The following is a 20,350-nucleotide window of genomic DNA, read 5'->3' as shown; positions in this document are numbered from 1 at the left end:
GGCCGTGATGGCGTGGGCGCCGGACTACCTCACTGTCGACGAGTACAAGAGCGACTACAAGGACATCCCGGACGACGCGGATGATGCCCGGATCGCGTGGGCCATCACGACGGCCAGCCGGTCCGTGGATGACCACTGCTCCCAAGGAGTCGACCGGCAGTTCGGCACGCTCGACGGTCCCCAGGACCGGCTATATACCGCCACGTGGTCGTCCGAGCGGTGCCGGTGGGTGGTCGAGGTCGACGACTTCTACGCCGACGTCACGGTTGTAGCTGGCGGCGCCACGATCACAGGGTCGCTGGCCCTGCCGCTGAACGCCGCGAAGAAGGGACGGCCGTGGGAAAAGCTCGTCCTCCCGCGGGGAACGGACCTTACCGGAGAAGAAGGCGAAGTCATCGCAACCACCCGGTGGGGGTGGCCTGCCGTGCCAGTGCCCGTCAAGCAGGCCACGGCATTGCAGACCAATCGCCTGCTGGCGCGGGGGGACAGTCCGTTCGGGGTCGCTGGCAGCCCCGATGCGGGTGGCGAGATGCGGCTGCTGAGTCGGGTCGATCCCGACGTGGCCGTGTCCCTGCAGTCCTACGTGCGCCGGGGATGGTGGGTGGCGTGAACGTCGGCGAGGTCATGGCGGAGATCGCAGCGGCGGCCGACGAGATGGAAGGCCTCCGCTGCTTCGCCTACCCCATCAGCGAAGCGAGCCCACCGACGTTCTGGGTGGATCTCCCCGAGCGGATTTCGTTCGACCTGACCTACGACCGGGGTGTGGATCAGATCGAGCTGTACGGCTATCTGGTGGTCGGGCAGAACCTGGACCGGGTGCAGTCCGCCAAGCTCGCCGCGTACATGTCCAGCGCCGGTGCGGCTTCGGTGAAGCAGGCTGTCGAAGCGGTTGAGTACGAGGCGTGCGACGACGTGAGCGTGACGGTGGCGGAGTTCCAAAGAATCTCGGTGGCGGCAACCGAATACCTGGGTTGCCGGTTCACCATCGTGGCAACAGGAAGTGGAGCCTGACATGGGCACGGTTCACAGCAAGAAGACCGTCATTCTGCTTGATGGCAACGACATCTCAACGTTCACCAACTCGTCCGACTGGGACCGGAACGCCGACGAGCACGACACCACCTGCTACGGCATGGACGACGCAACGTACGAAGGTGGTCTTCGGCGTGGCTCGTTCCCGATCGGCGGTGTCTACGACGACACGGCGACCGGTCCGAAGGCGGTCATCGAGCCGCTGGTGGGCACGAAGGCCGAGCTGATCACGCGACCGGAGGGAACCGGGCCGGGTAAGCCCGAGTCCACCGTCGAGGTCTTGGTCAAGTCCTACAAGGAGACCGCTCCGGTCGCGGACATGCGGCAGTGGTCTGCGGATCTGACCATGTCCGGCGCGGTCGTCACGGCCGACCAGGCGTAAGGGAGAACGCTCATGGCTCGCACGGCACTGAACGCGGAGACGCAGAACTCCGAGACCACCCGTACGCCGACGTTCACCGCGGCGACGGCGGACGGTCACATGGCCGCGAACGACGGGTTGACCTACCTGCGGGTGAAGAACACGGACGCGTCAGCCAAGACCGTGACCGTGCTCATCGCCAAGACCCTCGCCGGGGTCGCGGCGACGAACGGCGGCCGTCAGCACACCGTCCCGGCGAACACCGGCGACGTGACGATCGGCCCGTTCCCCAGCGAGTACACGCAACCGTCTGACGGCCGGGTGTGGTGGAACTACTCCGCCACAACGGGTGTGACCGTGGCCGTCCTGAAGGTCGAACGGGGGAAGTAGGAGATGGACAAGCAGACACTGCTGACCGGCAGCAGGCTGCCCGAGGCGGTCGTGACCCTGCCTAAAGTTGGCGACGTGCGGGTGCGCGGCTTGAGCCGCGCTGAGGTGCTGGCCCTGCGGCAGGACCCCGGCGACAAGGACGCCGAGCGCCGTTACGTGGCCGCTGCGATGGTCGACCCCGCGCTGACCGAGGACGAGGTGGGCCAGTGGCAGGCGATCGCCACCGGGGAGGAGTTCCAGGCGGTCGTCGAGGCCATCTACGACCTCAGCGGCTTCGGCCGGGAGGCTGAAAAGAGCGCCTACAAAAGGGTTTCTTGACGACCCCGAAGAAGAGTTCGAGTTCTTCTTGACCAAGGAACTGGGCTGGCGGTCGGTAGCCCGGATGCGTCAGGAGATGAGCTCCGAGGAGTTCATGAAGTGGCGCGTCTACTACGGAATCCAGGCCCAGCGCAACGAACTAGCGAGAGGGTGAGCGCGCGTGATCACCGAGCCGATCAACGTCGAAGGCTTGACCGCGCTTGCCAAGTCGCTCAAGCGCATCAGCACCGAGGCGCCAAAGGCGCTGCGGGTGGCCAACAACCATGCGGCCGAGATCGTGGTGGCGCAAGCCCGGACGACCGTTCCGGTGCTGCGAGGGAAGGCGCGAGCGAGCCTGAAGGCGCGCAGTACCCGCACCGCGGCGCGGGCCCAGGGCGGTAGCGGCAGGGTGCCGTACTACGGCTGGCTGGAGTTCGGCGGCCGCGTAGGGCGGCGCAAGGCCACCCGGCGTGAACAGATCAAGGGCGGCCGGTACCTGTGGCCAGCGTTCGCGGCTCGCCGCCAGAAAGTCCTCGAAGAACTGGCGAAACAGCTCGTCGACCTGTGCGAGCGGTCCGGATTGGACGTGCGCTGATGAACGGGGTAGCCGTCACGTTGATCAGCACCACCGGCGCCGTTCTCGTCGCACTTGTCGGGGTCCTCGTGGAGCTGGTCAAGAGCCGCAAGCGACAGGACAAGGTCGTGAAGGAGGTCGTGCCAAACGGCGGTTCGTCGCTACGGGACGCTATCGACCGGATCGAGCGCGACACCCGCGACGTGGCCAAGACGCAGGGGCACCACGGCGAACGCCTCGCCTCGCTGGAGGCCCGGCTGGCTGACCACCTCGCGCTGCGCAGGAGCGACTGATGGCCGATCCCTCGGTCAAGCTCACGTTCGCGGGCGACGAGAAGAAGCTCACCGCAGCCGCCCAGAGAGCAGCACGGGCCGTCGACGACATGAGCAACGACGTGAAGTCGTCCAGTGGCGCGATGGCGTCCGCGCTGAGCGGTGACGCGGCCAAGGCGGAGAAGGCGTTCGCCGGTGCGGCGGCCGGAGCGGACAAGCTCAGCCAGGCGGTCAACCAGGTCAAGGGCGAGAAGATCAATGTCACGGCCGACGCCGACGTGAGCAAGGCCGAGGCCGCCATCAAGGGGATCGACAAGAAAGACAAGATCAGGATCGCTGTGGAGGCGGATACCGGCAAGGCCGAGGCCGCCATCAAGGACGTGGGCAAGGACGCGTCCGCTCAGGCGGGCAGCGCCGCAGGGAAGTCCTTCGGCGGCAAGTTCGCCGGGGCCCTCGCGGCGATCCCCATCGCGGGCATTCTCAGCAACGCGCTGGAGGCTGGCGCGAGCGAGGCCAAGCTCACCACCAAGCTGCAGAACCAGATGGGTCTCAGCCCGGCCGACGCGCAGAAGTACGGCGCGAGCGTGGGGAAGGCGTACGCCTCCGGGCTCGGCGACTCCAAGGACCAAATCGCGTCCGTCTACGCGACGCTGAGTTCGGACGTCAAGGGCTGGGCGCAGATGACCAAAGCAGCCCAGGACGACGTGGCCGCCCGGATGGTCAAAGTGGTGCAGGGCTTCGGTGTCGACGTCCCCGAGGCCATCCGTGCGGCCAGTTCGGCGGTCACCAACCGATTGGTGCCGGACTGGACCGCGGCTCAGGACCTTCTCGTGGCGGGTTACCAGACGCTCGGCTCCCGCGGCGAGGACTGGGCCGACACGCTGCAGGAGTACTCGGGCTACTTCCACAACCTGGGGTTCGACGGGGCAACCGCGCTGGGTGTCATTCAGCAGGGGCTGCAGGCAGGTGCCCGTGACACGGACTACATCGCCGACGCGTTCAAGGAACTGAACATCCGCGTGATCGACGGATCGAAGGAAGTCGGCCAGGCCCTACAGAACCTGGGGCTCGACGCGCAGGCCATCCCGCAGGCCATCGCCCGCGGCGGGCCGGGCGCGCTGGTCGCCGTCGACTCGATCATCACCCGCATCAAGGAGATCAAGGACCCGGTCGAGCAGAACCGCATTGGCGTGGCGCTGTTCGGCACCCAGTGGGAAGACACGATGAAACAGGTCGTGTCTGCCATCGACGTCAACATGGCTCGCGCGCAGACTCAGTACACGGGTGCCGTGAACAAGATGGCGGTGTCGACCGACACCGAGATGGACAAGCTGTCTCGGCGCATGGAGGAGGGCGCGAGCAAGCTGGGTGGGTGGATGGCCGCGCGGCTCAACGAGTTGGGCAGCTTCCTGGACAACTGGGACCCGTTCGCCGGTATCGCGCCGAAGGCACAAGGCGCCATCGACGTGTTCGACAAGGTCGCCGACGCCGTGGGGCAGCTGCAGCGGCAAGTAGAGATCGACATCAAGGTGCAAGCCGAGTGGGAGAAGGTCCACGACATCCATGAACGACTGCGGACCCTCCCACCGAACACCCCCGTGAAAGTGCAGGGGCTGACGCAAGAGGCCGAGGACAACCTCAACCGCCTTGGCTACCAAGTGACCCATCTCCCCGGCGGCTGGGTGTCGGTGCAGGCGAACACGCAGTACGCGATCGACCAGGCGAACCGAACTGTGGCGTGGCTCAACAGCTTGTACGCCACGATTCGGGTCGGCGTGGTGGGCACGCCGCAGAACCTGCCGCTCAAGTCCAAGAACGGCGGCATGGTCTCGTTCGCCACGGGTGGCTGGGTGGGTGGCGTCGGCTCGGGGACCAGTGACAGCAACCCCATCTGGGCCAGCAAGGGCGAGCACATCACCGCCGAGAAGCACGCCAGCAAGCCCGAGAACGCACGCATCCTGGACGCCATCAATGCCGGTAAGGACTGGCGGGCGGCGGTCGGCTACCGCGCGTCGGGCTACATGCCTTCGAGCACCGGGCCGACAGCTGTGCAGGTGGCGGTCAGCTTCGCCGGTGGGACGGACTCAGCACTTGCCACGGTGATCCAGAAACTCATCCGCGGCGGGCAGATCCAGATCAAGGCAGCGTGAACCATGGCAGGTAAGGCCTTTCTCACCCACGCACTGGGGGCAAGCGGTCGTGTCGTGGTGGAAATCGCTTGGGGCGCCGACATCCATGGCGACGATGCACTGTGGACCTGGACCGACGTCACCGGCGATCTGCGCGACGAACCCGCCATGAGCATCGAGTACGGGCGTGCTGATGAGGCCAGCACCACACAACCAGCCTCCTGCACGATGACCTTGGACAACCGCGCCGCGAATTATTCTCTCGGCGGGGCGAGCCCGAACTGGCCCAACGTGAAGAAGAACGTCCCGTTGCGCGTGCGCATTGACCCCAACGGCGTCGGGTTTCAGACCGTGTTCCAGGGCAACGTCACCGGGTTCACTCCGGCGTGGGACTCGATCACCGGCCGTATCCCTGTCGTGGACGTGCTGGCCAACGGGTCGCTTCGGCGGCTGCTGCAGGGGTTCGAGGTGGAGCGGTCCGCGCCGCGCCGGTTCTACACGCAACGGGTGAACATCCCGCCGATCGTCTACTACGCACTCGACGAGGGACCCTTGGCATCGTCGGCGAAAGCCACAGTCGGCACCGGGGAAGCGTTCATCGACCCGGTGTTTCTCAGCACCTCCGGCGACGCGACGCTGAAATACTTCGGGCAAGGCAAGCTCGCGCCGTGGCTGCCAGAAGGCTTGTCACTGAACAAGTTCGCCATCCTCAAAGCGCCCGTTCCGGCCACGCCGAAAACCACCGAGTGGTGGTTTCTGGACCTGCTGGTGTCCTTCGCCGAGGGTGACCCGGTCGACGGGCTGTTCTCCTCGGTGTCGTCCTTGGAAGGCGGCGAGTCCGGGTGGGGCGCCCGGATGGACGCCTTCCACAAAGAGGTCACCGTGATCGGGTACGTGCCCGGCGCCGGACCGGTCGACTTGGCCACCGCGTCCACGTCCGTGCTGTTCGACGGCGACGTGCACCACGTGCGGTTCTGGGTCCACCAGACCGCCCCCGGCGGCACACCGACCGTGAACATCGACATGTGGGTCGACGACACGTTCGTCACCGGCGGCTACATCGCCAGCCAGACCATCCGGCACCCAGACGGCATCATCCTGTTTGCCACCGAGAACGCCGCACGCTATTTCGGGCACCTCGGGTTCTGGAACAACATCTCGTGGGCGCCGTTCGGGGGTGACCCCGCCTACTACACACTCGGCGCGGTCGGCGAGACCGCCATCGACCGGATCGAGCGGCTCTGTCTGGAGAACGCCATCCCGCTCACCGTGATCGGCGACACCGGCAACACGGACGACACGAGCCTGATGGGGCCACAGTCCAAAGACGGTCTCGTTCCGTTGTTGCGGCAGTGTGAGACGGTGGAGCAAGGCGTGTTGTTCGACGGCCTCACCAACGGCCTGACCTACGTGTGCCGCGCGACCCGTGAGAACGCCGTAGCGTCGCTGACGATCGACGTCGGCGGTAAGGAGCTGTTCCCGCCGTTCGGGCCCACCCACGACGACGCCAGGGTGGTCAACAAGGCCACCGCCAGCCGGGCGTACGGCGGCGAATACACCCACGAGGACGTCACGGGGCCGCAGGGTACCGCGGTGATCGGTACGTACGACACGTCGATCACGGTGCACGGCACCGAACTGGGCCGGATCGAGGACTATGCCGGGTGGCTGGTCAACCTGGGCACCGTCGAGGGCTACCGCTTCCCCACGGTGACGGTGAACCTCAGCGCCACGCCGCACCTGGCCGCTCAGGTGCTGGCCCTGCGTCCGGGTAGCCGCATCGACCTGATCAACGTGGACCAGGTTTTCACCACGCTCGGCACGTCGACGATCAGCCTGTTCGTCGAAGGGGTGCAGATGAGTCTGAACCCCCACCAGTGGCTCGTGACGTTCCAGTGCTCGCCGTTCGACCCGTGGCGCGTCATCGTGCTGGCCGCCACGACGGGCGACACCGACCCGAACCTGTGCCACCTGCAAACCGACGGCGCCCGCACCACCACCACGGTCGCGGTGAACGCCACCAGTTTCGCGGTGGAAACCACTGCTGGGCCGGTGTGGACCACCGCGGCCGACGACTTTCCATTCCACATCCTCGTCGGCGGGGTGAAAGTGCGCGTCACCGGCATCACCGGCGCGGCCAGCCCGCAGACATTCACCACCGACCCGATGCCCATCGCCGTGCCGATCCACTCCCAGGTGGAGGTCTGGCAACCCCCGGTACTGCGACTGTGAAGGAGGCAGACCCATGTTCTTGTCCGGCCAGAAACTGCGAGCGTCCGCACTGGACGCGCTGGAAGACGACATCGCCGACCTGCTGCCTCTCGTGGACCTGTTGGGCGCCAAAGCGAAGTTCGCGAACGTGGTGGCCAACGGCACCACCACCAGCGCCACGTACACGCCGACGTTGACCGGCGCGGGTGGCCCTTCCGTGCAGCTCACCAGTGTGGGTACCAAGGCCCTTGCGATCTGGTCGGCCCAGATGTTCAACAACACCGCCACCGTCGGCTCGTGGATGAGTGTCGCGGTGTCCGGTGTGACCACAATCGCTGCGTCTGACGACTACGCGGCGATCACCACGTGCGGCGCGACCGGCGACGCGTTCCGGACGACGTCGTTCCACCTGTTCACCATCACGCCCGGCGTCAACACCTTTACCGCGCAGTTCCGCGTCGGCAGCAGCACCGGCAACTTCGTCAAGAAGTCCCTACTCGTAATCGCACCCTGACAGGAGGCAAGCAGTGGCACGAGGGATCGACATCTACCGCTACCAGACGGTCAACGACTGGAACGCCGTCCGGAACGCCGGTGTGCAGTTCATCTGGGTCAAGCTCACTGACGGCAAGGGCCCGGCCATCGTCAAGGGCGACAACCAAGTTCGCGGCGCGAAATCTGTTGGCATCCCGATCGGTGGTTACCACTTCGCCCAACACGGTGATCCAGTACAGCAAGCACGCGTGTTCCTCGGCGAGCTGAACCGCTTGGGTGCCTGGGGAATCATCCCGGCGCTAGATATCGAGAACAGTGGTGTTCTCTGGACCGGCCAGCAGGCGCACGACTTCTCGGTCGGGTTCCTGACCGAGCTGCGCCGGTTCGTGCCACGCGTGGCGCTGTATGCCAACACCAGCGAGCTGAGGGCCATGCGCGCGGCGGAAATCTGCGCCAAAGTGCCCGGCACGTTCGTGTGGGAAGCCAACTACGGCCCGAACAACGGACGCATGAACACGTTGCCCAGCAACGCATGGAACAAGTATCGGTGCGCATGGCAGTTCACCAGCGTCGGGCGCGTGCCCGGCATCATCGAGAACACCGACATCAACGAGTCCTATATGGACTTGCGATTGGAAGCGGAGGCTGACATGGAGTGGAACGACGTCGAGACTCACGGTCGCACCGGCCTGAAGATGGCGGTTGGCGACTTCATCGGCGAGATCAAAAACGACACCAGCGTGCTGATCAAGATGGCACAGGCACAGGACGCCGTGATCAATAAGCTGGTGGACCTGGTCGCGGCCGACGACGTCACCGCGGATGAGATGAAGGTGATCATCCGGGAGGCCATGGCCGAGGTCGTCACCGTCGACGTTCGGGTGACCGGCCCGGCGCCATCGTGACCGCTCTGGCCACTCGGCTATAGCGGGTCGCATGACAGAAAGGCGACAAACGTATGTCAGACAAGGTGATTGCTTGGCTGCGCACCGTCCTGCCGGGCCTGTGGTCCGCGCTGGTGACCTACCTCGTGGTGCACTTCGCTCTTCCCGACGGTGTGGGGCTCGTGCTCAACACCTTCTGGGAGGCAGTGGCGTACCCGGCGGTACTCGCCGCGGTGTACCCGGTGCTGCGCTGGCTTGAGACTCGCGTGCCGCAATGGCTGGCTCGGCTGCTCGTCGGCTCGGCGACCAGACCGGTGTACTCGACCAGCCAGGCGTACAGGCCTGCAACCCAACGGGTCGACTGATACCCGACCAGAACGCAGAACGCCCCCTCCGGTCTGGAGGAGGCGTTCTGCGCGGGAGATGTCGTTCTTGTCGTGCTCAGGCGGCCGGGCAGAGGTGCGTACGCACGGCCGTGAGGATCCGCTTGGCGGTGTCCGGCCCGAACCCCTGCGGGTGGTCCGGGGACGTGAACCGCTGCTCGGCGAGCCGGAGAAGGCGCGCCTCGTCACCTGGTGTCTGGGCCACGCTTTGGCACTGGTTCCGGCCGCGGTCGAGCGCCTTCGCGGGCTTACCGTGCACGATGTCCCGGTCGATCGCCGACAAGGCGTTGATGAACGCCTGCTCGGCCGCCGCGCTGGCCGTTGTGGGCGCGGCCAGGCTGACTGGCTGCGTGGTCGCCGGTGGCGGCGGTGTGGCTGGGGCGGACATCGGTGACGCTGGCGCGGCCGAGGTGGACGTCGATGTCGACTGCGCGACCGGCGCGGGCTCCGGTGTCGGCTGCGCGGCGAGCCGGACAATGCCGAACACGACCAAGGTGATGACGACAACCGCGCCGAGTGCGACGAGCAGCAGCCGATTCGAGGACAGTGTCCGAGTCATGCCCGGCATGTCCACACTGATCATCGTCCCGTTACATCGCCGTCGTGATTGCCCTCGTCGGGCGTGGCAGCCGGTTCGGTACTCGGGCGAGAGTCCGGCGGCGGCTTCTTGACGTCGCGGTGGGTGACCTCGACGTCGTAGCCGTCACCGTCGCAGGCGAGCTTGGCGACCTCGTTGGCGATGACGACACTGCGTTGTTGACCGTCGGCGCATCCGATCGCAACCTCGACGGCGCGGACTTGCAAGCGGATGAGCGTGTTGACGGCGAGGTAGAGAGCCCTGGTGACGCCTGGTACGCCGGGCGTAGCACGGACGGCGTCGACGACCGCTTGGTCGAGGCCGGTCAGGTCGCGCAGCTCTGGCGAGATTTCAGGGAACCAGTCCCGGGCGTCGACGAGTACGTCGACATCAGGCACTCGATCGGAGTCGTACCCGAACGACATGATCCGGAGGTGCGGGTTTCCTGGCAATCCGATGATCATTCGTTGTCGCCTGCTTCCTGCTGCATCTGCCGGATGTTGGCGGCGGTTTGCTCCCAGGCGCCGAGGGCCATCTTGGAGTCGGCGATGCCGGTCTCGGCGCGTTGGAGCATCGCGGCGCGGCCCGCGGGGGTATCGGGGTCGTCTTCGGGGATGTTGGCGGTCACTGAGTGATCTCCTGGGGAGTGTCGTGTTCGATGACGTGGACGGTGTGCCCGACCGGGAGGTCACAGCGGACGCACACACCGTCTTGCGGGACCGCAGTGTGTGGCTGGACGACGATCTGGCCGCGGATGTGGTGTGCGATGTGGTCGGTGTCGGCGAGGACGCATCGCCCTGCAGCCGCGTTGAGGATGGCGACCATCTGCCGCCATTCCACGGGCCTGAGCGACTGTCCACCTGTTGCCGCGAGCCACTCGGTGAGGCCGTCGCGCAGCTTGACCAAGCCCGCGTACGCGGCGGTCTCTTCTTGCTCGGGCGCGTCGCTGGGTTCGGGGTTGTCCCAGTCGGGCTCGGGGATGGGGAGTACGTCGCTGTTGGCCATCATGCCGCCGCTCCTTTGGCTGTGGCGGCCACCGGGGGGCTTGCGACCGCCACAGCGTCACCGGTCGGCGCCGGGTTATCGGGGTCGCCGACGCCGACCGGGTTGTGGCCCGATCCGCCGCCGCTGGGGGAAGGCGCGCAACGAGGGCGCACGGCGGTGGATCGGGGTGTGGGGCCCGCACCCGGTGGTGCTGCACCGGGTGCGGGCGGGGGCTCGACGCACGACGCTGCAACGTCGGCGGAGCCCCAGAACAGGTGGCGTAGCTGCTCGGCGCGATCGGCGCGCCAGATCTTCCGAAGGAACACCCGCTCCGGCTTGGTCCACCAGTCGTAGACGGCCTGGGCGATCCAGACGGCCGGGATCCAACCGATCAGCACGCCCAGAGCGATCAGACTGGCGATCATGACAGACCGCCGCTGGCGTCTATGAGGACCTGGCGCTGCTCGTTGAGCGTGGTGATCACATCACTCAGGCCCGAGAGGTCGACAGTGTAATCCGGCAGGTCGGCGGTGTGCAGGACCTTTGGGCCGGACTGGAATCCGAGCACGATTCGAGTGTTGACCCGCACGACTCCCACTCGGGTGGGTCGCGGGTTGCCGAAGGCGTCGGCGAGAAAAAGGGTGTCGACGCTGATCCAGTCGGCCATCGCATATCGCCCCTGTAGGTCACGGTGGTGGGTGCGACTAGATGCTGCGCCTAACGCAAGCAAGATACAAGCATAAGTTGAGCATATTGCGCGGAATTCACTCTTATGGACGATGTAAGCCGATGCCATGCTGGACTGAGGTTGGGTGTTGTTGGCACTATCTGGCGCGCGAGCGCACATCTTCCAAGGAGAGCAGCATGAAGATCACGCATCTCGGCACCGAATCCGGCGACACTGGGTGCCCGAGCGTTTTCGCAACAGACAAGGGGACTTTCCTCGTGCAGGGGTGGGTGGTCACCGACGAGGCGGCTCTGTCCGAACTCCGAAAGCGTGGCTTGCCCGCCCATGAAACCGTCGTCGAGATTCCGGCCGCGCTGGCCAAGCACTTCCCGCCGGTGGCGTGATGCTGTCGCGAGAAGAGTTCCAGCAGCTGTTCAGCCGCGAATGGACAACAGCGTGGCGCTGGGAGTGCCAAGGCACCTACCGCGAACCGCAAGAGCAGGAGCCGCTGCAGCGATTCCTTGCGGGCGATACCGACCAGTCGTGGTTCCGATGGCCGGGCCGAGTCCGCGAGTGGGTGACGCAAGGGCGCCAGCTCGGCCGGGTGCGGATGCTGACCGACCCGCTCACGGACTACCTGCGGTTCGAGCTGTCGATCACGCCGCCTGCGCTCGACGCGGGCGAGGACATCCGGTTCATGCCCGCGGCTCGCGCGGCCGAACTGCAGGCGCCGACACAGGACTACTGGATGTTCGACGATGCCGAGGTGGCGTTACTCGAGTTCGGCGACCAGGGCGTGCACGGCGCCGAGCTGATCACCGACCCCACTATCGTGCGCAAGTACGTCAACTGGCGGGATCTCGCGATGCGCGAGGCCGTCCCGTTCGGCTCGCTGACCTGACAACGAGGAGCTCGTGACCACCTTCGAGGAACGCCGGACCGCGTTCGGCAACAAGCTGCGCGAGATCCGTGAAGCCGCGGGCCTGAGCGGCACCGAGCTGGCGACCGTGCTCGGCTGGCAGCAGTCGAAGGTGAGCAAGATCGAACGCGGCAAGCAGACGGCCAGCGACTCCGACGTCGTGGCGTGGCTCGGCGCGGTCGACGCGCCGGAGCCGCTGGCCGAACACATGCGGGCAGCGTTGCGGGACCTTCAGGTGGCTCAGCTGACGTGGCGCCGACAGGTTCGCGATGGTCACCGCGAGCGCCAGGAGCAGGGCGTCCGCGATGCGCAGTCAGCGGGCACCATCCGGGCGGTCGACATCATGGCGGTCCCCGGCTTGCTACAGACGCCGGACTACGCGCGGGCGATCTTCGAGACGCAGGCGGATCTTCTCGGCGTGCCGAACAACGACATCGAGGACGCGGTGGCCGCGCGCACGGCTCGGCAACAGGTGCTGTACGACCGGTCCAAGCACATCGAGATCCTGCTGGCCGAGGCGGCCCTGCTCCACCCGGTGTGCCCGGTCGACGTGCTGGCCGGTCAGATAGACCGACTCGTTTCGGTGCTCGGGCTTCGGCATGTGCGGGTCGGTGTCCTTCCCGCGTACCGGCCAATCCCGCATCTGCTGCCGCACGGCTTCACCATGCTCGACGCCGAGGTGCGGTTCGAGAGCGTCTCGGGCGAGCACCGGATCACCGACCCCGACGAAGTAGCGCTGTACCGGAAGCTCACCGACGCGTTGTGGACGGCGGCGGCCGAAGGCGATGAGGCGCGGGCGCAGTTTCTCCGCGTGCTGGAGGCGCTACCCACTTGAACCGGTGCATAGCGGCCCCCGGCGCCACTGCGGCAACCGGGGGCCTTGATCTTCGTGAGGGACGGTTAACGGACGGAATACGGGCCAACACCGGCCAACGTCGACCAACGGGATTGCATGCCTTGCTGTGCATAAATCCTGCGTAGCAACGTAGTCCAACATGGACCTACAACCTGCCCGGAAATCCGCGGGTTCGGGGTTCGATCCCCCGGGGGCCCACGCCTTCAGCCTGACCATGCTCAGTCGCTTCGCGACTTTCGCCTGGTCAGGCGTCATAATTTTGGGGGGCCGAGCCCCCCAAACCCCCCACGGTCGGCTTCGCCTCCTTTCTTGCCCTGGGCACAGGACGCGCGGGCGCCGGGGCTGGGCGCGGGTGGGGTGAAGGTGGGGGTGGGGGTGGGGGTGAGTGGGGTGGGGGTGTGAGGCTCAACACGTTGTTGGGTGTCGGGGCGTTGGCTAAGTGCTCCGAGGGGGCATCCACGGGGCCCTGTTAGGTTGGCTGCATGGCCGCTGAGGTGGGTAAACGGGCGGAGCTGAGTGATTTCCTGCGCAGTCGGCGGGCGCGCCTTTCTCCCGCTGATGTGGGGATCGTCGCCGTCGGGCAGCGGCGGACGCCGGGGCTTCGGCGTGAGGAGGTCGCCATGCTCGCCGGGGTTGGCGTCTCCTGGTACACGTGGCTGGAGCAGGGCCGGTCCATCAACGTCTCGCCTGAGGTGCTCGATGCCATCGGCCGTGCGCTGCGGCTGACCGTGCCCGAGCTGTCCCACCTGTACCTGCTGGCCGGGCTGAACCCGCCGCCGGTCAGGGTGATCAGCGACAGCACCGCGACCCCGCAGTTGCGGCGGATCGTCGACGCTTGGCACCCGAGGCCGGCCATCGTGCACGACCAGCACTGGAACCTGATCGCGGTCAACGACGCGACGAGGCAGGTGTTCGGTTACGACGACACCGACCACAACTGCTTGATCTCGTTCTTCACCCACACCAGGTACCGCAGCATGCAGGTCGAGTGGGCGGCGGTCGCGCCTTCCGTCGTCGCCGCGTTCCGTGCCGACGCGGCGCGCTACCCCGGCGACCCGGAGTTCGATCGGCTCGTCGGTGAGGTCAGCGCCGCCAGCAGCGAGTTCGCCGACCTGTGGTCCCGCCACGACGTCGATGTTCCGGTCCAGACGGTGAAAGCCGTGCGGCACCCGGTCGTCGGCGAGCTGTACTTCGACAAGACCACGCTTGTCCCCGTCGACCACCCGGACTGGTCACTCGAGCTGTACGACCCCCGGCCCGGCACGGCGCAGCGCGTCGAGCGACTGCTCAGCCTGGTGCTGCCAGTCCCAGGTTGACCGAGCACTGGTAGTCACCGGTCCCCCGTCGGCAGGCTTGTGCCATGACTTCACGATTCGACGGCAAGGTCGCCCTGGTCACCGGTGGTACCAGCGGTATCGGCCTTGCCACGGCCAGGAAGCTGCTCGCCGACGGCGCACGGGTGATCGTCACTGGCCGTGACAAGACACGCCTTGACGACGCGGTGGAGGACTTGCCCGGAGTCCACGCGGTACGCAACGACGCCGCGGACCTGTCCGAGCTCGACGACCTGGCCGCTCTGATCAAGGCGCGGTACGGGCGGCTCGACGTGGTGTTCGCCAACGCGGGTGTCGCGTCGTTCCAACCGGCGAGCGAGGTCACGGAGGACAAGTTCGACCGCATGATCGGGATCAACTTCAAGGGCGTTTTCTTCACCGTGCAGAAGGTTCTGCCGTTGCTGGCGCCCGGTGCGTCGATCGTGATCAACGCGTCATGGACGCTCCACCGTGGACTTTCGGGCGCGTCGCTCTACGCCGCAACGAAAGCAGCCGTCCACAACCTGACGCGTACGTTCGCCGCGGAGCTCGGGCCGAAGGGGATCCGGGTCAACTCCGTCAGCCCCGGTTACATCGAGACCCCGATGTTCCACGAGAACGTCTCGGCCGACGAGCACGCGGGCGTGATCGCGGCGGTGCCCTCCGGCCGGTTCGGCACGGCCGCCGAGGTGGCCGACGCCGTGGCGTACCTGGCTTCCGACGAGGCGTCCTACGTCAACGGCCAGGACCTGATCATCGACGGCGGACTGGTCGGCGTGCACAGGCCTACCGGGGAATGAGGCCCGACTCGTACGCGATGATCACCAGCTGGGCGCGGTCACGGGCGTCCAGCTTGGTGAGCAGGCGGCCGACGTAGGTCTTCACCGTCCCCTTGGACAGGTGCAGGTCACACGCCAGATCATCGTTGGACAGGCCCCGCGCGATCAGCGTCAGCACCTCGCGTTCCCGCTCGGTCAGCACTTCCAGCTGACGCGACAGCGGCTGCCGGTGCGGTGTGCGGGCGAACTCGGTGATCAGCTTGCGCGTGATGGTGGGCCCGAGCAGTCCTTCGCCCGCCGCGACGACACGGATCGCGTTGCACAGTTCGGCGGGCTGGGTGTCCTTGAGCAGGAACCCGGCCGCGCCCGCCCGTAGCGCGCCGTAAACGTGGGCGTCGAGGTCGAACATCGTCAGGATCAGCACGCGGACAGCCGGTTGGGCCGCGCAGATCCGTTGTGTCGCTTCGATTCCGTCCATATCGGGCATCTGGACGTCCATCAGCACGACGTCCGGCTGGTCGGCCGCGGCTCGCTCGACCGCCTCCGTGCCCGTCGCGGCCTCGCCGACGACGGTCATGCCCGGTTCGTTGTCGACCAACGCACGGAAGCTGCCGCGCAGCAGCGCCTGGTCGTCGACGATGAGGACCCGGATCACCGCCGGTCACCCAACCGCAGGGTCGCGCGCACGGCGAATCCGCCCTCCGGCCGTGGCCCGGCGGTGAACTCGCCTTCGTGCGTTTCGACGCGCTCCCGCATCCCGACCAGCCCGTGACCGCCGGGCGCCACGGTGGTCACGGCGCCGTCGTTGACCACTGAAATGACCACCTGATGGGCATCCGCCTGAACGGTCACCGCGCACCGCGTCGGCGCGGCGTGTTTGACCACGTTGGTGACGGCTTCCTGCACGATCCGGTACGCCGTCAGCGCGACGGGCTCAGGCAGGTGATCGCAGTCGCCGATCGCCAGGTCGACCTCGACGCCCGCTGAGGACGCCCGGTCGACGACGTCGGCCAGGTCACGCAGGGACGGCGCGGTGTCCTGCCGGAGCAGGCCGAGCAGCTTGCGGATCTCGACGAGCGCTTCCTTGCTGGTGGTCTCGATGACCTGCAACGCCTCCCGCGCAGCGGCGGGCTGGGCGTCGGCGATGTGGTTGGCGATGCCCGCCTTCACCGCGATCAGGCCCATCCCGTGGCTGACCACGTCGTGCAGTTCTCGAGCGATCCGCAAGCGTTCGTCGACCGCGATCTGGTGGTGGCGTTGGCGTTCCAGCTCCTCGGCCTGGGCGCGCCGCTCGCGGACGTTGTAACCCAGTGCCCACGCGGCGAGGATCAGCGGGACGCCGACGGCGTACCACCATTGACCGAAAACAGCGGCGAGCACCACCGCCACCAGGCATGGAACGACGAACCGTTCATCGCGCCGGAGCACCACGGGATAGCTGACCAGTGCCACCGCGACGAACGGATCCCAAAGCAGGCCAAGGAAAGCCGCCACAACGGAGATCACGACGACAGCCACGAGCGCACCCACCGGCCACAGGCGCCGTACGACAACGGCGACCGCGAGCAGCGACGCGACGACGATCGCCGCCACGAGCAGGCGATCACCCGGCTCGTCCTTGAGGACGTTCCCGGCGACGCCGATGTCCACGGCGAGCAGCAACGCGGCGACCAGCACTTCACGGACCCAGACCACGGCTGCACGTTAGCGGGTCATCCCCAGGTATGACGGGCCATCACGGCACCGGCCCGTAGGCGGAGCCGCAACTGTCCACAGCGGTCCGATTCCCGACGGGCCGCCGATCGGCAGAGTCTTCGCCATGACACAAGAGTTCCCCAGCCGCCGGGTGTGCGGTGTCGCGATGGTCCTGGGCCCGCTGCTGCTGCTCACCGGCACGCTGCTGCGGTCGCCGTACAACTTCTTCTTCCCGGACCAGCTGGCCGCCGCAGCCGATCACCCGGTGCTGATGACGGCCGCGTACACGACGTTCCTCGCCGGGAACGTGCTGATGGTGGCTGCCGTGGCCGGGCTGGCCAGGACGATCGGCGGGGTGTGGGGCGCGTGGGGTGGCATCCTGGTGACCGTCGGGCTGGTCGAGCGGACGTTCCACTCCGGGGTGGACCACGCGGCGTTCAGCGTGCTGCGCCATTCCGGGCTGGAGCCGGCCAAGGCGTTCGTCGCGAACTTCTACCACGACACGCACCTGTTCACGTTCCTGTCGTTCACGATCATGTTCGGCTGGTACGTGCTGGCCTTCGGCGCCTACCGGACGCTGGGGGTGATCCGCGCGATCGCTTTGGCCACCATGGGTTTGCTGCCGCTGGGTGTGCTCAAGGGCACGGAGGTGGTCTCGATCGTGGGGACCGTCGGGCTGTGTGTCGCGTTCGTGCCGCTTGGGGTCAAGTGGTTGCGGGAAGCTCCGCGCCTGAGCCGGAAGACGGTGCTGGTCGCGATCCCGGCCGCGCTGGGCGTTGCCGGGCTCGCGTACCTCAGCACCCTGGGGTGAGGAGGCGTCAGGATTGCTTGCGGGTGACGGCGAAGACGGGGATCAGGCGGTCGGTCTTGCGCTCGTACTCGGCGAAGCCCTCGGCGATCTCGACCATCCGGGCGTAGAGGGCGTCGCGCTCGGCGCGGTCGGTCACCTCCTCGGCCGTGGCCTGGTACTTCTCGGTGCCGATCTCGATGGTGATCTCCGGGTTGGCCTTGATGTTGTAGTACCAGGCCGGGTGCTTGTCCGCACCTGCGTTGGACGCGATGATCACGATCCGGTCGCCGTCCGGCAGGTACATCAGCGGGTTGGTGACGGAGTTGCCGCTCTTGGCACCGGTCGTGGTCAGGATGACCATCGGCGCGCCTTCGAACATGCCGCCGACCTTGCCACCGTTGGCCCGGAACTCCTCGATCACCTGCGTGTTGAAGTCAGACATCGGAAAGTACCTTTCATCATATAGCCTTCTCGCGCGAGAACGTCATGATTCTGCCAATTGTTCCCTCGGACAGTCCTTGCGGGGTACCGGATTCACGCGACCGGTAACCCCCACCTGGGTGAAAACGGACTAATCGGGTACGACCCCGACCGGAAGCGAGCCATGAAGACCACCTACGCACGGCTCCGCAAAACCCTCGGACAGCTGGCCTACGAGAAGAGATACGGCGTCCGCACAGCGGAGCTGATCGAGCTGGACAAACTCGGCATAGCCGGGGAGGGACGCGGCTACTACGTGGCCGCGAGCTGGCGAACACTGCGCAGGACACTGTCACGCAAGCAGATCACCGAGCGCGACGTGTTCATCGACTTCGGCTCGGGCATGGGCCGCATGGTGCTCGAGGCGGCCAGGCTGCCCTTCGGCCGGGTGATCGGCGTGGAACTGTCCACCGAACTGCACGAGATAGCCCAGGACAACGTCCGACGAACCCGGCAGCGACTGCAGTGCCGCGACATCCAGCTGGTGCGGACGGACGTGCTCGACTACGAGATCCCCGACGACGTGAGCGTCGTGTTCTTCAACAACCCGTTCCAGGGAAAGGTCTTCGCCGAGGTGATCGAGCGCCTGGTGGCCACGCTCGACCGCAACCCCAGGCAGCTCAAGATCATCTACTACAACCCGGTGGAGGAACGCGTCATCCTCGGGACAGGCCGGGCGACCCTGGCACGGGAGCTCGTCCACGCCAGACGCCGAACGGCCGGATCGCCGTTCGGCCTGACGAAGGTCTTCGTGTTGCGCTAGCCAGCGTCGACGGTCAACGTGTACTGACCCAGAGTCGCGTACCCCGAGTACCCGTTCGAAGCCGGATTGCCAGCACCCGTTCCCTCGACCTGGAACGTGTACCGACCCGCCGCGAGTTCCTGGGAGAAAGCCGCGTCGAGGCCGTTCGCCACAGTGGACGACACGCGCCGCACCGGGGGGTCGACGGTCGCGACCACGTTGCCGTTCGCGTCACGCACAGTGAGTTTGATGTCGAGGTTGGGTGCGAAGATCGCGGGGACTGCTTTCGCGGTCAGCGTTCCTCCACCGTGCTGGATGGCGAAGACGTCCACGTCGGCGTCAGTGGTGATGATGCCGGTGGTTGGCTGGCCGCCGGTGAGCGCCGCGGCTGCGGCCGGGTCGTTCGGGAAGTCGTCGGCCAGGGTGCGGGCACCGTTGGCCGGGATGACCGCCAGGTCGTCCTCGGTGTTGTTGGCGTTGGTGTACTCGCCTCGGCTCCACTGGGTGACCGGCTGGCTGTAGCCGACGCCCATGATCGGCGCCCAGTTGGTGTGGCCCGCGTAGTACTCCACGCCCGTCGACTGGCCGTCGTGGCCGAGGCCGAGGTTGTGGCCGGTTTCGTGGGAGACGATCTCGCCGATCGACTTGCCGTCGTAGCCGCCGTCCGCGTACGCCCACGCCGGTTGGTAGCGCGCGTGCCTGCTGGCCTCGTCGAACGTTCCGATGTACGCCTGGCCACCGCACCCGCAGTTGGTGACGTCCTTCGGCGTGATCACCGCGCGGGTGCCGTAGACCTCGTCGGCGTCGCCGGAGCGGGTGAGCTTGTCGTCCGACGGCTCCTCGGTGGTGATGTCGACGTCGAAGGACCGGTAGTCCTCGGAGACCGACAGGAAGGCCTCGTAGATCTTGGTGCGCTCGGCGTCGTTGAACGACGACGGGTTGCCGTCGGCGTCGAACGCGGGCGCGTCGATCCTGGCGCCGCCGTTCCAGGCCGTGCCTTCGACGCTGTGCCCGGTGAAGTCGAGGTAGATCGTGCGCTTGGAGCCCGTGCGGCTGTGCAGCTTGAAGACGTCGACGCCGGGTGGCACGGCCAACGCGGCCGAGCGTGTCGGCGGCGCGGCAGGCGCCTGCTTCTTCTCGACGGATCTGATCCGGCCGTCCCTGTCGATCTGGAAGTGGCCACCCTTGGCCATCTGGAGCACCTTCGCGGGCGTGAGGCCGTTGAGCGCGGAGAGCACCACGGGTGAGACGGCGTCGAGCGAGCGAGGCCCGTCTGACTGCGCTTCCGGCGCGGACTGCGCCTGGGCGGGGATGAGCATGACCAGCGCGGCGGCTGCGACTGCAGCAGTCACCCCGGTTGCCCTTGCAGGGATCGACAACCGAAACACTCCTTCGAGTTAACCCGAATGGGTTCATCGGCCGCCCAACCTACAAACAATCGGTCGACATGACTACCGTCAAACGGTGTTTTTATCGCCCATACGGCGTAGGGCGCACGACACGTCGGATCACCACTTGGT

General features: G+C 66.8%; 29 protein-coding genes. 19 read left to right on the top strand and 10 right to left on the bottom strand.

What is annotated here, in order from left to right:
• Positions 1–7 precede the first annotated feature (7 nt).
• From ALI144C_RS44855 to ALI144C_RS44800, 12 genes are all read left to right on the top strand, one after another.
• Positions 8–610 (top strand): hypothetical protein, encoded by a 603-nt coding sequence (locus ALI144C_RS44855; protein ID WP_076993342.1) that lies wholly within the window; start codon positions 8–10, stop codon positions 608–610.
• Complete coding sequence (locus ALI144C_RS44850) at positions 607–1,011, top strand: hypothetical protein (RefSeq protein ID WP_143231235.1); 405 nt, start codon at positions 607–609, stop codon at positions 1,009–1,011. The genes ALI144C_RS44855 and ALI144C_RS44850 overlap by 4 nt, the downstream gene beginning before the upstream one ends.
• Before the next feature lies 1 nt (position 1,012).
• Complete coding sequence (locus tag ALI144C_RS44845; protein ID WP_076993340.1) at positions 1,013–1,414, top strand: hypothetical protein; 402 nt, start codon at positions 1,013–1,015, stop codon at positions 1,412–1,414.
• A 12-nt stretch (positions 1,415–1,426) separates the two neighbouring features.
• Positions 1,427–1,783 carry a hypothetical protein gene (locus ALI144C_RS44840; protein WP_076993339.1) on the top strand — a complete coding sequence of 119 codons (357 nt, stop codon included), beginning with the start codon at positions 1,427–1,429 and terminating at the stop codon, positions 1,781–1,783.
• A 3-nt stretch (positions 1,784–1,786) separates the two neighbouring features.
• Positions 1,787–2,101 carry a hypothetical protein gene (locus ALI144C_RS44835; RefSeq protein ID WP_076993338.1) on the top strand — a complete coding sequence of 105 codons (315 nt, stop codon included), beginning with the start codon at positions 1,787–1,789 and terminating at the stop codon, positions 2,099–2,101.
• A 160-nt stretch (positions 2,102–2,261) separates the two neighbouring features.
• Positions 2,262–2,675: a hypothetical protein gene (locus ALI144C_RS44830; RefSeq protein WP_083753938.1), complete on the top strand. Its 414-nt coding sequence runs from the start codon at positions 2,262–2,264 to the stop codon at positions 2,673–2,675.
• Positions 2,675–2,947: a hypothetical protein gene (locus ALI144C_RS44825; RefSeq protein ID WP_076993337.1), complete on the top strand. Its 273-nt coding sequence runs from the start codon at positions 2,675–2,677 to the stop codon at positions 2,945–2,947. The genes ALI144C_RS44830 and ALI144C_RS44825 overlap by 1 nt, the downstream gene beginning before the upstream one ends.
• Positions 2,947–5,076 carry a phage tail tape measure protein gene (locus ALI144C_RS44820; protein ID WP_076993336.1) on the top strand — a complete coding sequence of 710 codons (2,130 nt, stop codon included), beginning with the start codon at positions 2,947–2,949 and terminating at the stop codon, positions 5,074–5,076. The genes ALI144C_RS44825 and ALI144C_RS44820 overlap by 1 nt, the downstream gene beginning before the upstream one ends.
• A 3-nt stretch (positions 5,077–5,079) precedes the next feature.
• Complete coding sequence (locus ALI144C_RS44815; protein ID WP_143231234.1) at positions 5,080–7,287, top strand: hypothetical protein; 2,208 nt, start codon at positions 5,080–5,082, stop codon at positions 7,285–7,287.
• Between the two features lie 13 nt (positions 7,288–7,300).
• The gene (locus ALI144C_RS44810) at positions 7,301–7,780 is read left to right on the top strand and encodes a hypothetical protein (RefSeq protein WP_076993334.1); all 480 of its coding nucleotides are present in this window, start codon (positions 7,301–7,303) and stop codon (positions 7,778–7,780) included.
• 13 nt (positions 7,781–7,793) lie between these two features.
• Positions 7,794–8,666, top strand: a complete 873-nt coding sequence (locus ALI144C_RS44805; protein ID WP_076993333.1) for a glycoside hydrolase family 25 protein — start codon at positions 7,794–7,796, stop codon at positions 8,664–8,666.
• A 53-nt stretch (positions 8,667–8,719) separates the two neighbouring features.
• Positions 8,720–9,010 carry a hypothetical protein gene (locus ALI144C_RS44800; RefSeq protein ID WP_076993332.1) on the top strand — a complete coding sequence of 97 codons (291 nt, stop codon included), beginning with the start codon at positions 8,720–8,722 and terminating at the stop codon, positions 9,008–9,010.
• Between the two features lie 76 nt (positions 9,011–9,086).
• On the opposite strand, the gene ALI144C_RS44795 is transcribed toward ALI144C_RS44800, so the two are convergent.
• The 6 genes from ALI144C_RS44795 to ALI144C_RS44775 are packed head-to-tail and all read right to left on the bottom strand — an operon-like array spanning position 9,087 to position 11,256.
• Positions 9,087–9,587 (bottom strand): hypothetical protein, encoded by a 501-nt coding sequence (locus ALI144C_RS44795; protein WP_143231233.1) that lies wholly within the window; start codon positions 9,585–9,587, stop codon positions 9,087–9,089.
• Between the two features lie 20 nt (positions 9,588–9,607).
• A complete protein-coding gene (locus ALI144C_RS44790) occupies positions 9,608–10,069 on the bottom strand; it encodes a RapZ C-terminal domain-containing protein (RefSeq protein ID WP_076993330.1) in 462 nt (153 codons plus the stop codon).
• Positions 10,066–10,233, bottom strand: coding sequence for a hypothetical protein (locus tag ALI144C_RS56070; protein ID WP_168211507.1), 168 nt, complete (start codon positions 10,231–10,233; stop codon positions 10,066–10,068). Before ALI144C_RS56070 ends, ALI144C_RS44790 begins: the two co-directional genes overlap by 4 nt.
• Positions 10,230–10,613: a hypothetical protein gene (locus tag ALI144C_RS44785; RefSeq protein ID WP_076993329.1), complete on the bottom strand. Its 384-nt coding sequence runs from the start codon at positions 10,611–10,613 to the stop codon at positions 10,230–10,232. The genes ALI144C_RS56070 and ALI144C_RS44785 overlap by 4 nt, the downstream gene beginning before the upstream one ends.
• The gene (locus ALI144C_RS44780; protein ID WP_076993328.1) at positions 10,610–11,014 is read right to left on the bottom strand and encodes a hypothetical protein; all 405 of its coding nucleotides are present in this window, start codon (positions 11,012–11,014) and stop codon (positions 10,610–10,612) included. Before ALI144C_RS44780 ends, ALI144C_RS44785 begins: the two co-directional genes overlap by 4 nt.
• Positions 11,011–11,256 (bottom strand): hypothetical protein, encoded by a 246-nt coding sequence (locus tag ALI144C_RS44775; RefSeq protein WP_076993327.1) that lies wholly within the window; start codon positions 11,254–11,256, stop codon positions 11,011–11,013. The genes ALI144C_RS44780 and ALI144C_RS44775 overlap by 4 nt, the downstream gene beginning before the upstream one ends.
• 197 nt (positions 11,257–11,453) lie before the next feature.
• Here ALI144C_RS44775 and ALI144C_RS44770 point away from each other — a divergent pair, with 197 nt between their 5' ends.
• The 5 genes from ALI144C_RS44770 to ALI144C_RS44750 all read left to right on the top strand — a co-directional run bounded on the left by ALI144C_RS44770 (position 11,454) and on the right by ALI144C_RS44750 (position 15,144).
• A complete protein-coding gene (locus ALI144C_RS44770; RefSeq protein WP_076993326.1) occupies positions 11,454–11,660 on the top strand; it encodes a hypothetical protein in 207 nt (68 codons plus the stop codon).
• Positions 11,660–12,157 carry a DUF6879 family protein gene (locus ALI144C_RS44765; protein WP_076993325.1) on the top strand — a complete coding sequence of 166 codons (498 nt, stop codon included), beginning with the start codon at positions 11,660–11,662 and terminating at the stop codon, positions 12,155–12,157. The genes ALI144C_RS44770 and ALI144C_RS44765 overlap by 1 nt, the downstream gene beginning before the upstream one ends.
• A gap of 13 nt (positions 12,158–12,170) precedes the next feature.
• Positions 12,171–13,010 carry a helix-turn-helix domain-containing protein gene (locus ALI144C_RS44760; protein WP_076993324.1) on the top strand — a complete coding sequence of 280 codons (840 nt, stop codon included), beginning with the start codon at positions 12,171–12,173 and terminating at the stop codon, positions 13,008–13,010.
• Between the two features lie 503 nt (positions 13,011–13,513).
• Positions 13,514–14,347 carry a helix-turn-helix transcriptional regulator gene (locus ALI144C_RS44755; RefSeq protein WP_076993323.1) on the top strand — a complete coding sequence of 278 codons (834 nt, stop codon included), beginning with the start codon at positions 13,514–13,516 and terminating at the stop codon, positions 14,345–14,347.
• Between the two features lie 44 nt (positions 14,348–14,391).
• Entirely contained in the window at positions 14,392–15,144 is a 753-nt protein-coding gene (locus ALI144C_RS44750) for a glucose 1-dehydrogenase (protein WP_076993322.1), read from the top strand.
• Here ALI144C_RS44750 and ALI144C_RS44745 read toward each other — a convergent pair.
• Positions 15,131–15,778: a response regulator gene (locus ALI144C_RS44745; RefSeq protein ID WP_076993321.1), complete on the bottom strand. Its 648-nt coding sequence runs from the start codon at positions 15,776–15,778 to the stop codon at positions 15,131–15,133. The genes ALI144C_RS44750 and ALI144C_RS44745 overlap by 14 nt on opposite strands.
• Complete coding sequence (locus tag ALI144C_RS44740; RefSeq protein WP_076993320.1) at positions 15,775–16,818, bottom strand: sensor histidine kinase; 1,044 nt, start codon at positions 16,816–16,818, stop codon at positions 15,775–15,777. The genes ALI144C_RS44745 and ALI144C_RS44740 overlap by 4 nt, the downstream gene beginning before the upstream one ends.
• A gap of 124 nt (positions 16,819–16,942) precedes the next feature.
• On the opposite strand from ALI144C_RS44740, the gene ALI144C_RS44735 reads away from it, so the two are divergent.
• On the top strand, positions 16,943–17,629 hold the full coding sequence (locus ALI144C_RS44735) for a hypothetical protein (RefSeq protein WP_076993319.1): 687 nt from the start codon (positions 16,943–16,945) through the stop codon (positions 17,627–17,629).
• A 7-nt stretch (positions 17,630–17,636) separates the two neighbouring features.
• Here the strand turns inward: ALI144C_RS44735 and ALI144C_RS44730 are convergent, their stop codons facing one another.
• The gene (locus ALI144C_RS44730; RefSeq protein ID WP_076993318.1) at positions 17,637–18,050 is read right to left on the bottom strand and encodes a nitroreductase family deazaflavin-dependent oxidoreductase; all 414 of its coding nucleotides are present in this window, start codon (positions 18,048–18,050) and stop codon (positions 17,637–17,639) included.
• A gap of 162 nt (positions 18,051–18,212) precedes the next feature.
• Between ALI144C_RS44730 and ALI144C_RS44725 the strand changes: the two genes are divergently transcribed.
• On the top strand, positions 18,213–18,851 hold the full coding sequence (locus tag ALI144C_RS44725) for a class I SAM-dependent methyltransferase (RefSeq protein ID WP_076993317.1): 639 nt from the start codon (positions 18,213–18,215) through the stop codon (positions 18,849–18,851).
• Here ALI144C_RS44725 and ALI144C_RS44720 read toward each other — a convergent pair.
• A complete protein-coding gene (locus tag ALI144C_RS44720) occupies positions 18,848–20,182 on the bottom strand; it encodes a zinc-dependent metalloprotease family protein (protein WP_076993316.1) in 1,335 nt (444 codons plus the stop codon). The genes ALI144C_RS44725 and ALI144C_RS44720 overlap by 4 nt on opposite strands.
• Positions 20,183–20,350 lie beyond the last annotated feature (168 nt).

It is taken from the genome of Actinosynnema sp. ALI-1.44, from assembly GCF_001984155.1.
Classification (GTDB): domain Bacteria; phylum Actinomycetota; class Actinomycetes; order Mycobacteriales; family Pseudonocardiaceae; genus Kibdelosporangium.
The sequence above is the reverse complement of the archived record's forward strand: the minus strand, read 5'-3'. Positions and strand labels throughout refer to the sequence as shown.

Coding starts and splice junctions, on each gene's coding strand:
- ALI144C_RS44855 (WP_076993342.1), top strand. CDS start 8: ATGGCGTGGGCGCCGGACTACCTCACTGTCGACGAGTACAAGAGCGAC.
- ALI144C_RS44845 (WP_076993340.1), top strand. CDS start 1,013: ATGGGCACGGTTCACAGCAAGAAGACCGTCATTCTGCTTGATGGCAAC.
- ALI144C_RS44840 (WP_076993339.1), top strand. CDS start 1,427: ATGGCTCGCACGGCACTGAACGCGGAGACGCAGAACTCCGAGACCACC.
- ALI144C_RS44835 (WP_076993338.1), top strand. CDS start 1,787: ATGGACAAGCAGACACTGCTGACCGGCAGCAGGCTGCCCGAGGCGGTC.
- ALI144C_RS44825 (WP_076993337.1), top strand. CDS start 2,675: ATGAACGGGGTAGCCGTCACGTTGATCAGCACCACCGGCGCCGTTCTC.
- ALI144C_RS44820 (WP_076993336.1), top strand. CDS start 2,947: ATGGCCGATCCCTCGGTCAAGCTCACGTTCGCGGGCGACGAGAAGAAG.
- ALI144C_RS44815 (WP_143231234.1), top strand. CDS start 5,080: ATGGCAGGTAAGGCCTTTCTCACCCACGCACTGGGGGCAAGCGGTCGT.
- ALI144C_RS44810 (WP_076993334.1), top strand. CDS start 7,301: ATGTTCTTGTCCGGCCAGAAACTGCGAGCGTCCGCACTGGACGCGCTG.
- ALI144C_RS44800 (WP_076993332.1), top strand. CDS start 8,720: ATGTCAGACAAGGTGATTGCTTGGCTGCGCACCGTCCTGCCGGGCCTG.
- ALI144C_RS44795 (WP_143231233.1), bottom strand. CDS start 9,587: ATGACTCGGACACTGTCCTCGAATCGGCTGCTGCTCGTCGCACTCGGC.
- ALI144C_RS44790 (WP_076993330.1), bottom strand. CDS start 10,069: ATGATCATCGGATTGCCAGGAAACCCGCACCTCCGGATCATGTCGTTC.
- ALI144C_RS44785 (WP_076993329.1), bottom strand. CDS start 10,613: ATGATGGCCAACAGCGACGTACTCCCCATCCCCGAGCCCGACTGGGAC.
- ALI144C_RS44780 (WP_076993328.1), bottom strand. CDS start 11,014: ATGATCGCCAGTCTGATCGCTCTGGGCGTGCTGATCGGTTGGATCCCG.
- ALI144C_RS44775 (WP_076993327.1), bottom strand. CDS start 11,256: ATGGCCGACTGGATCAGCGTCGACACCCTTTTTCTCGCCGACGCCTTC.
- ALI144C_RS44770 (WP_076993326.1), top strand. CDS start 11,454: ATGAAGATCACGCATCTCGGCACCGAATCCGGCGACACTGGGTGCCCG.
- ALI144C_RS44765 (WP_076993325.1), top strand. CDS start 11,660: ATGCTGTCGCGAGAAGAGTTCCAGCAGCTGTTCAGCCGCGAATGGACA.
- ALI144C_RS44755 (WP_076993323.1), top strand. CDS start 13,514: ATGGCCGCTGAGGTGGGTAAACGGGCGGAGCTGAGTGATTTCCTGCGC.
- ALI144C_RS44750 (WP_076993322.1), top strand. CDS start 14,392: ATGACTTCACGATTCGACGGCAAGGTCGCCCTGGTCACCGGTGGTACC.
- ALI144C_RS44735 (WP_076993319.1), top strand. CDS start 16,943: ATGACACAAGAGTTCCCCAGCCGCCGGGTGTGCGGTGTCGCGATGGTC.
- ALI144C_RS44730 (WP_076993318.1), bottom strand. CDS start 18,050: ATGTCTGACTTCAACACGCAGGTGATCGAGGAGTTCCGGGCCAACGGT.
- ALI144C_RS44725 (WP_076993317.1), top strand. CDS start 18,213: ATGAAGACCACCTACGCACGGCTCCGCAAAACCCTCGGACAGCTGGCC.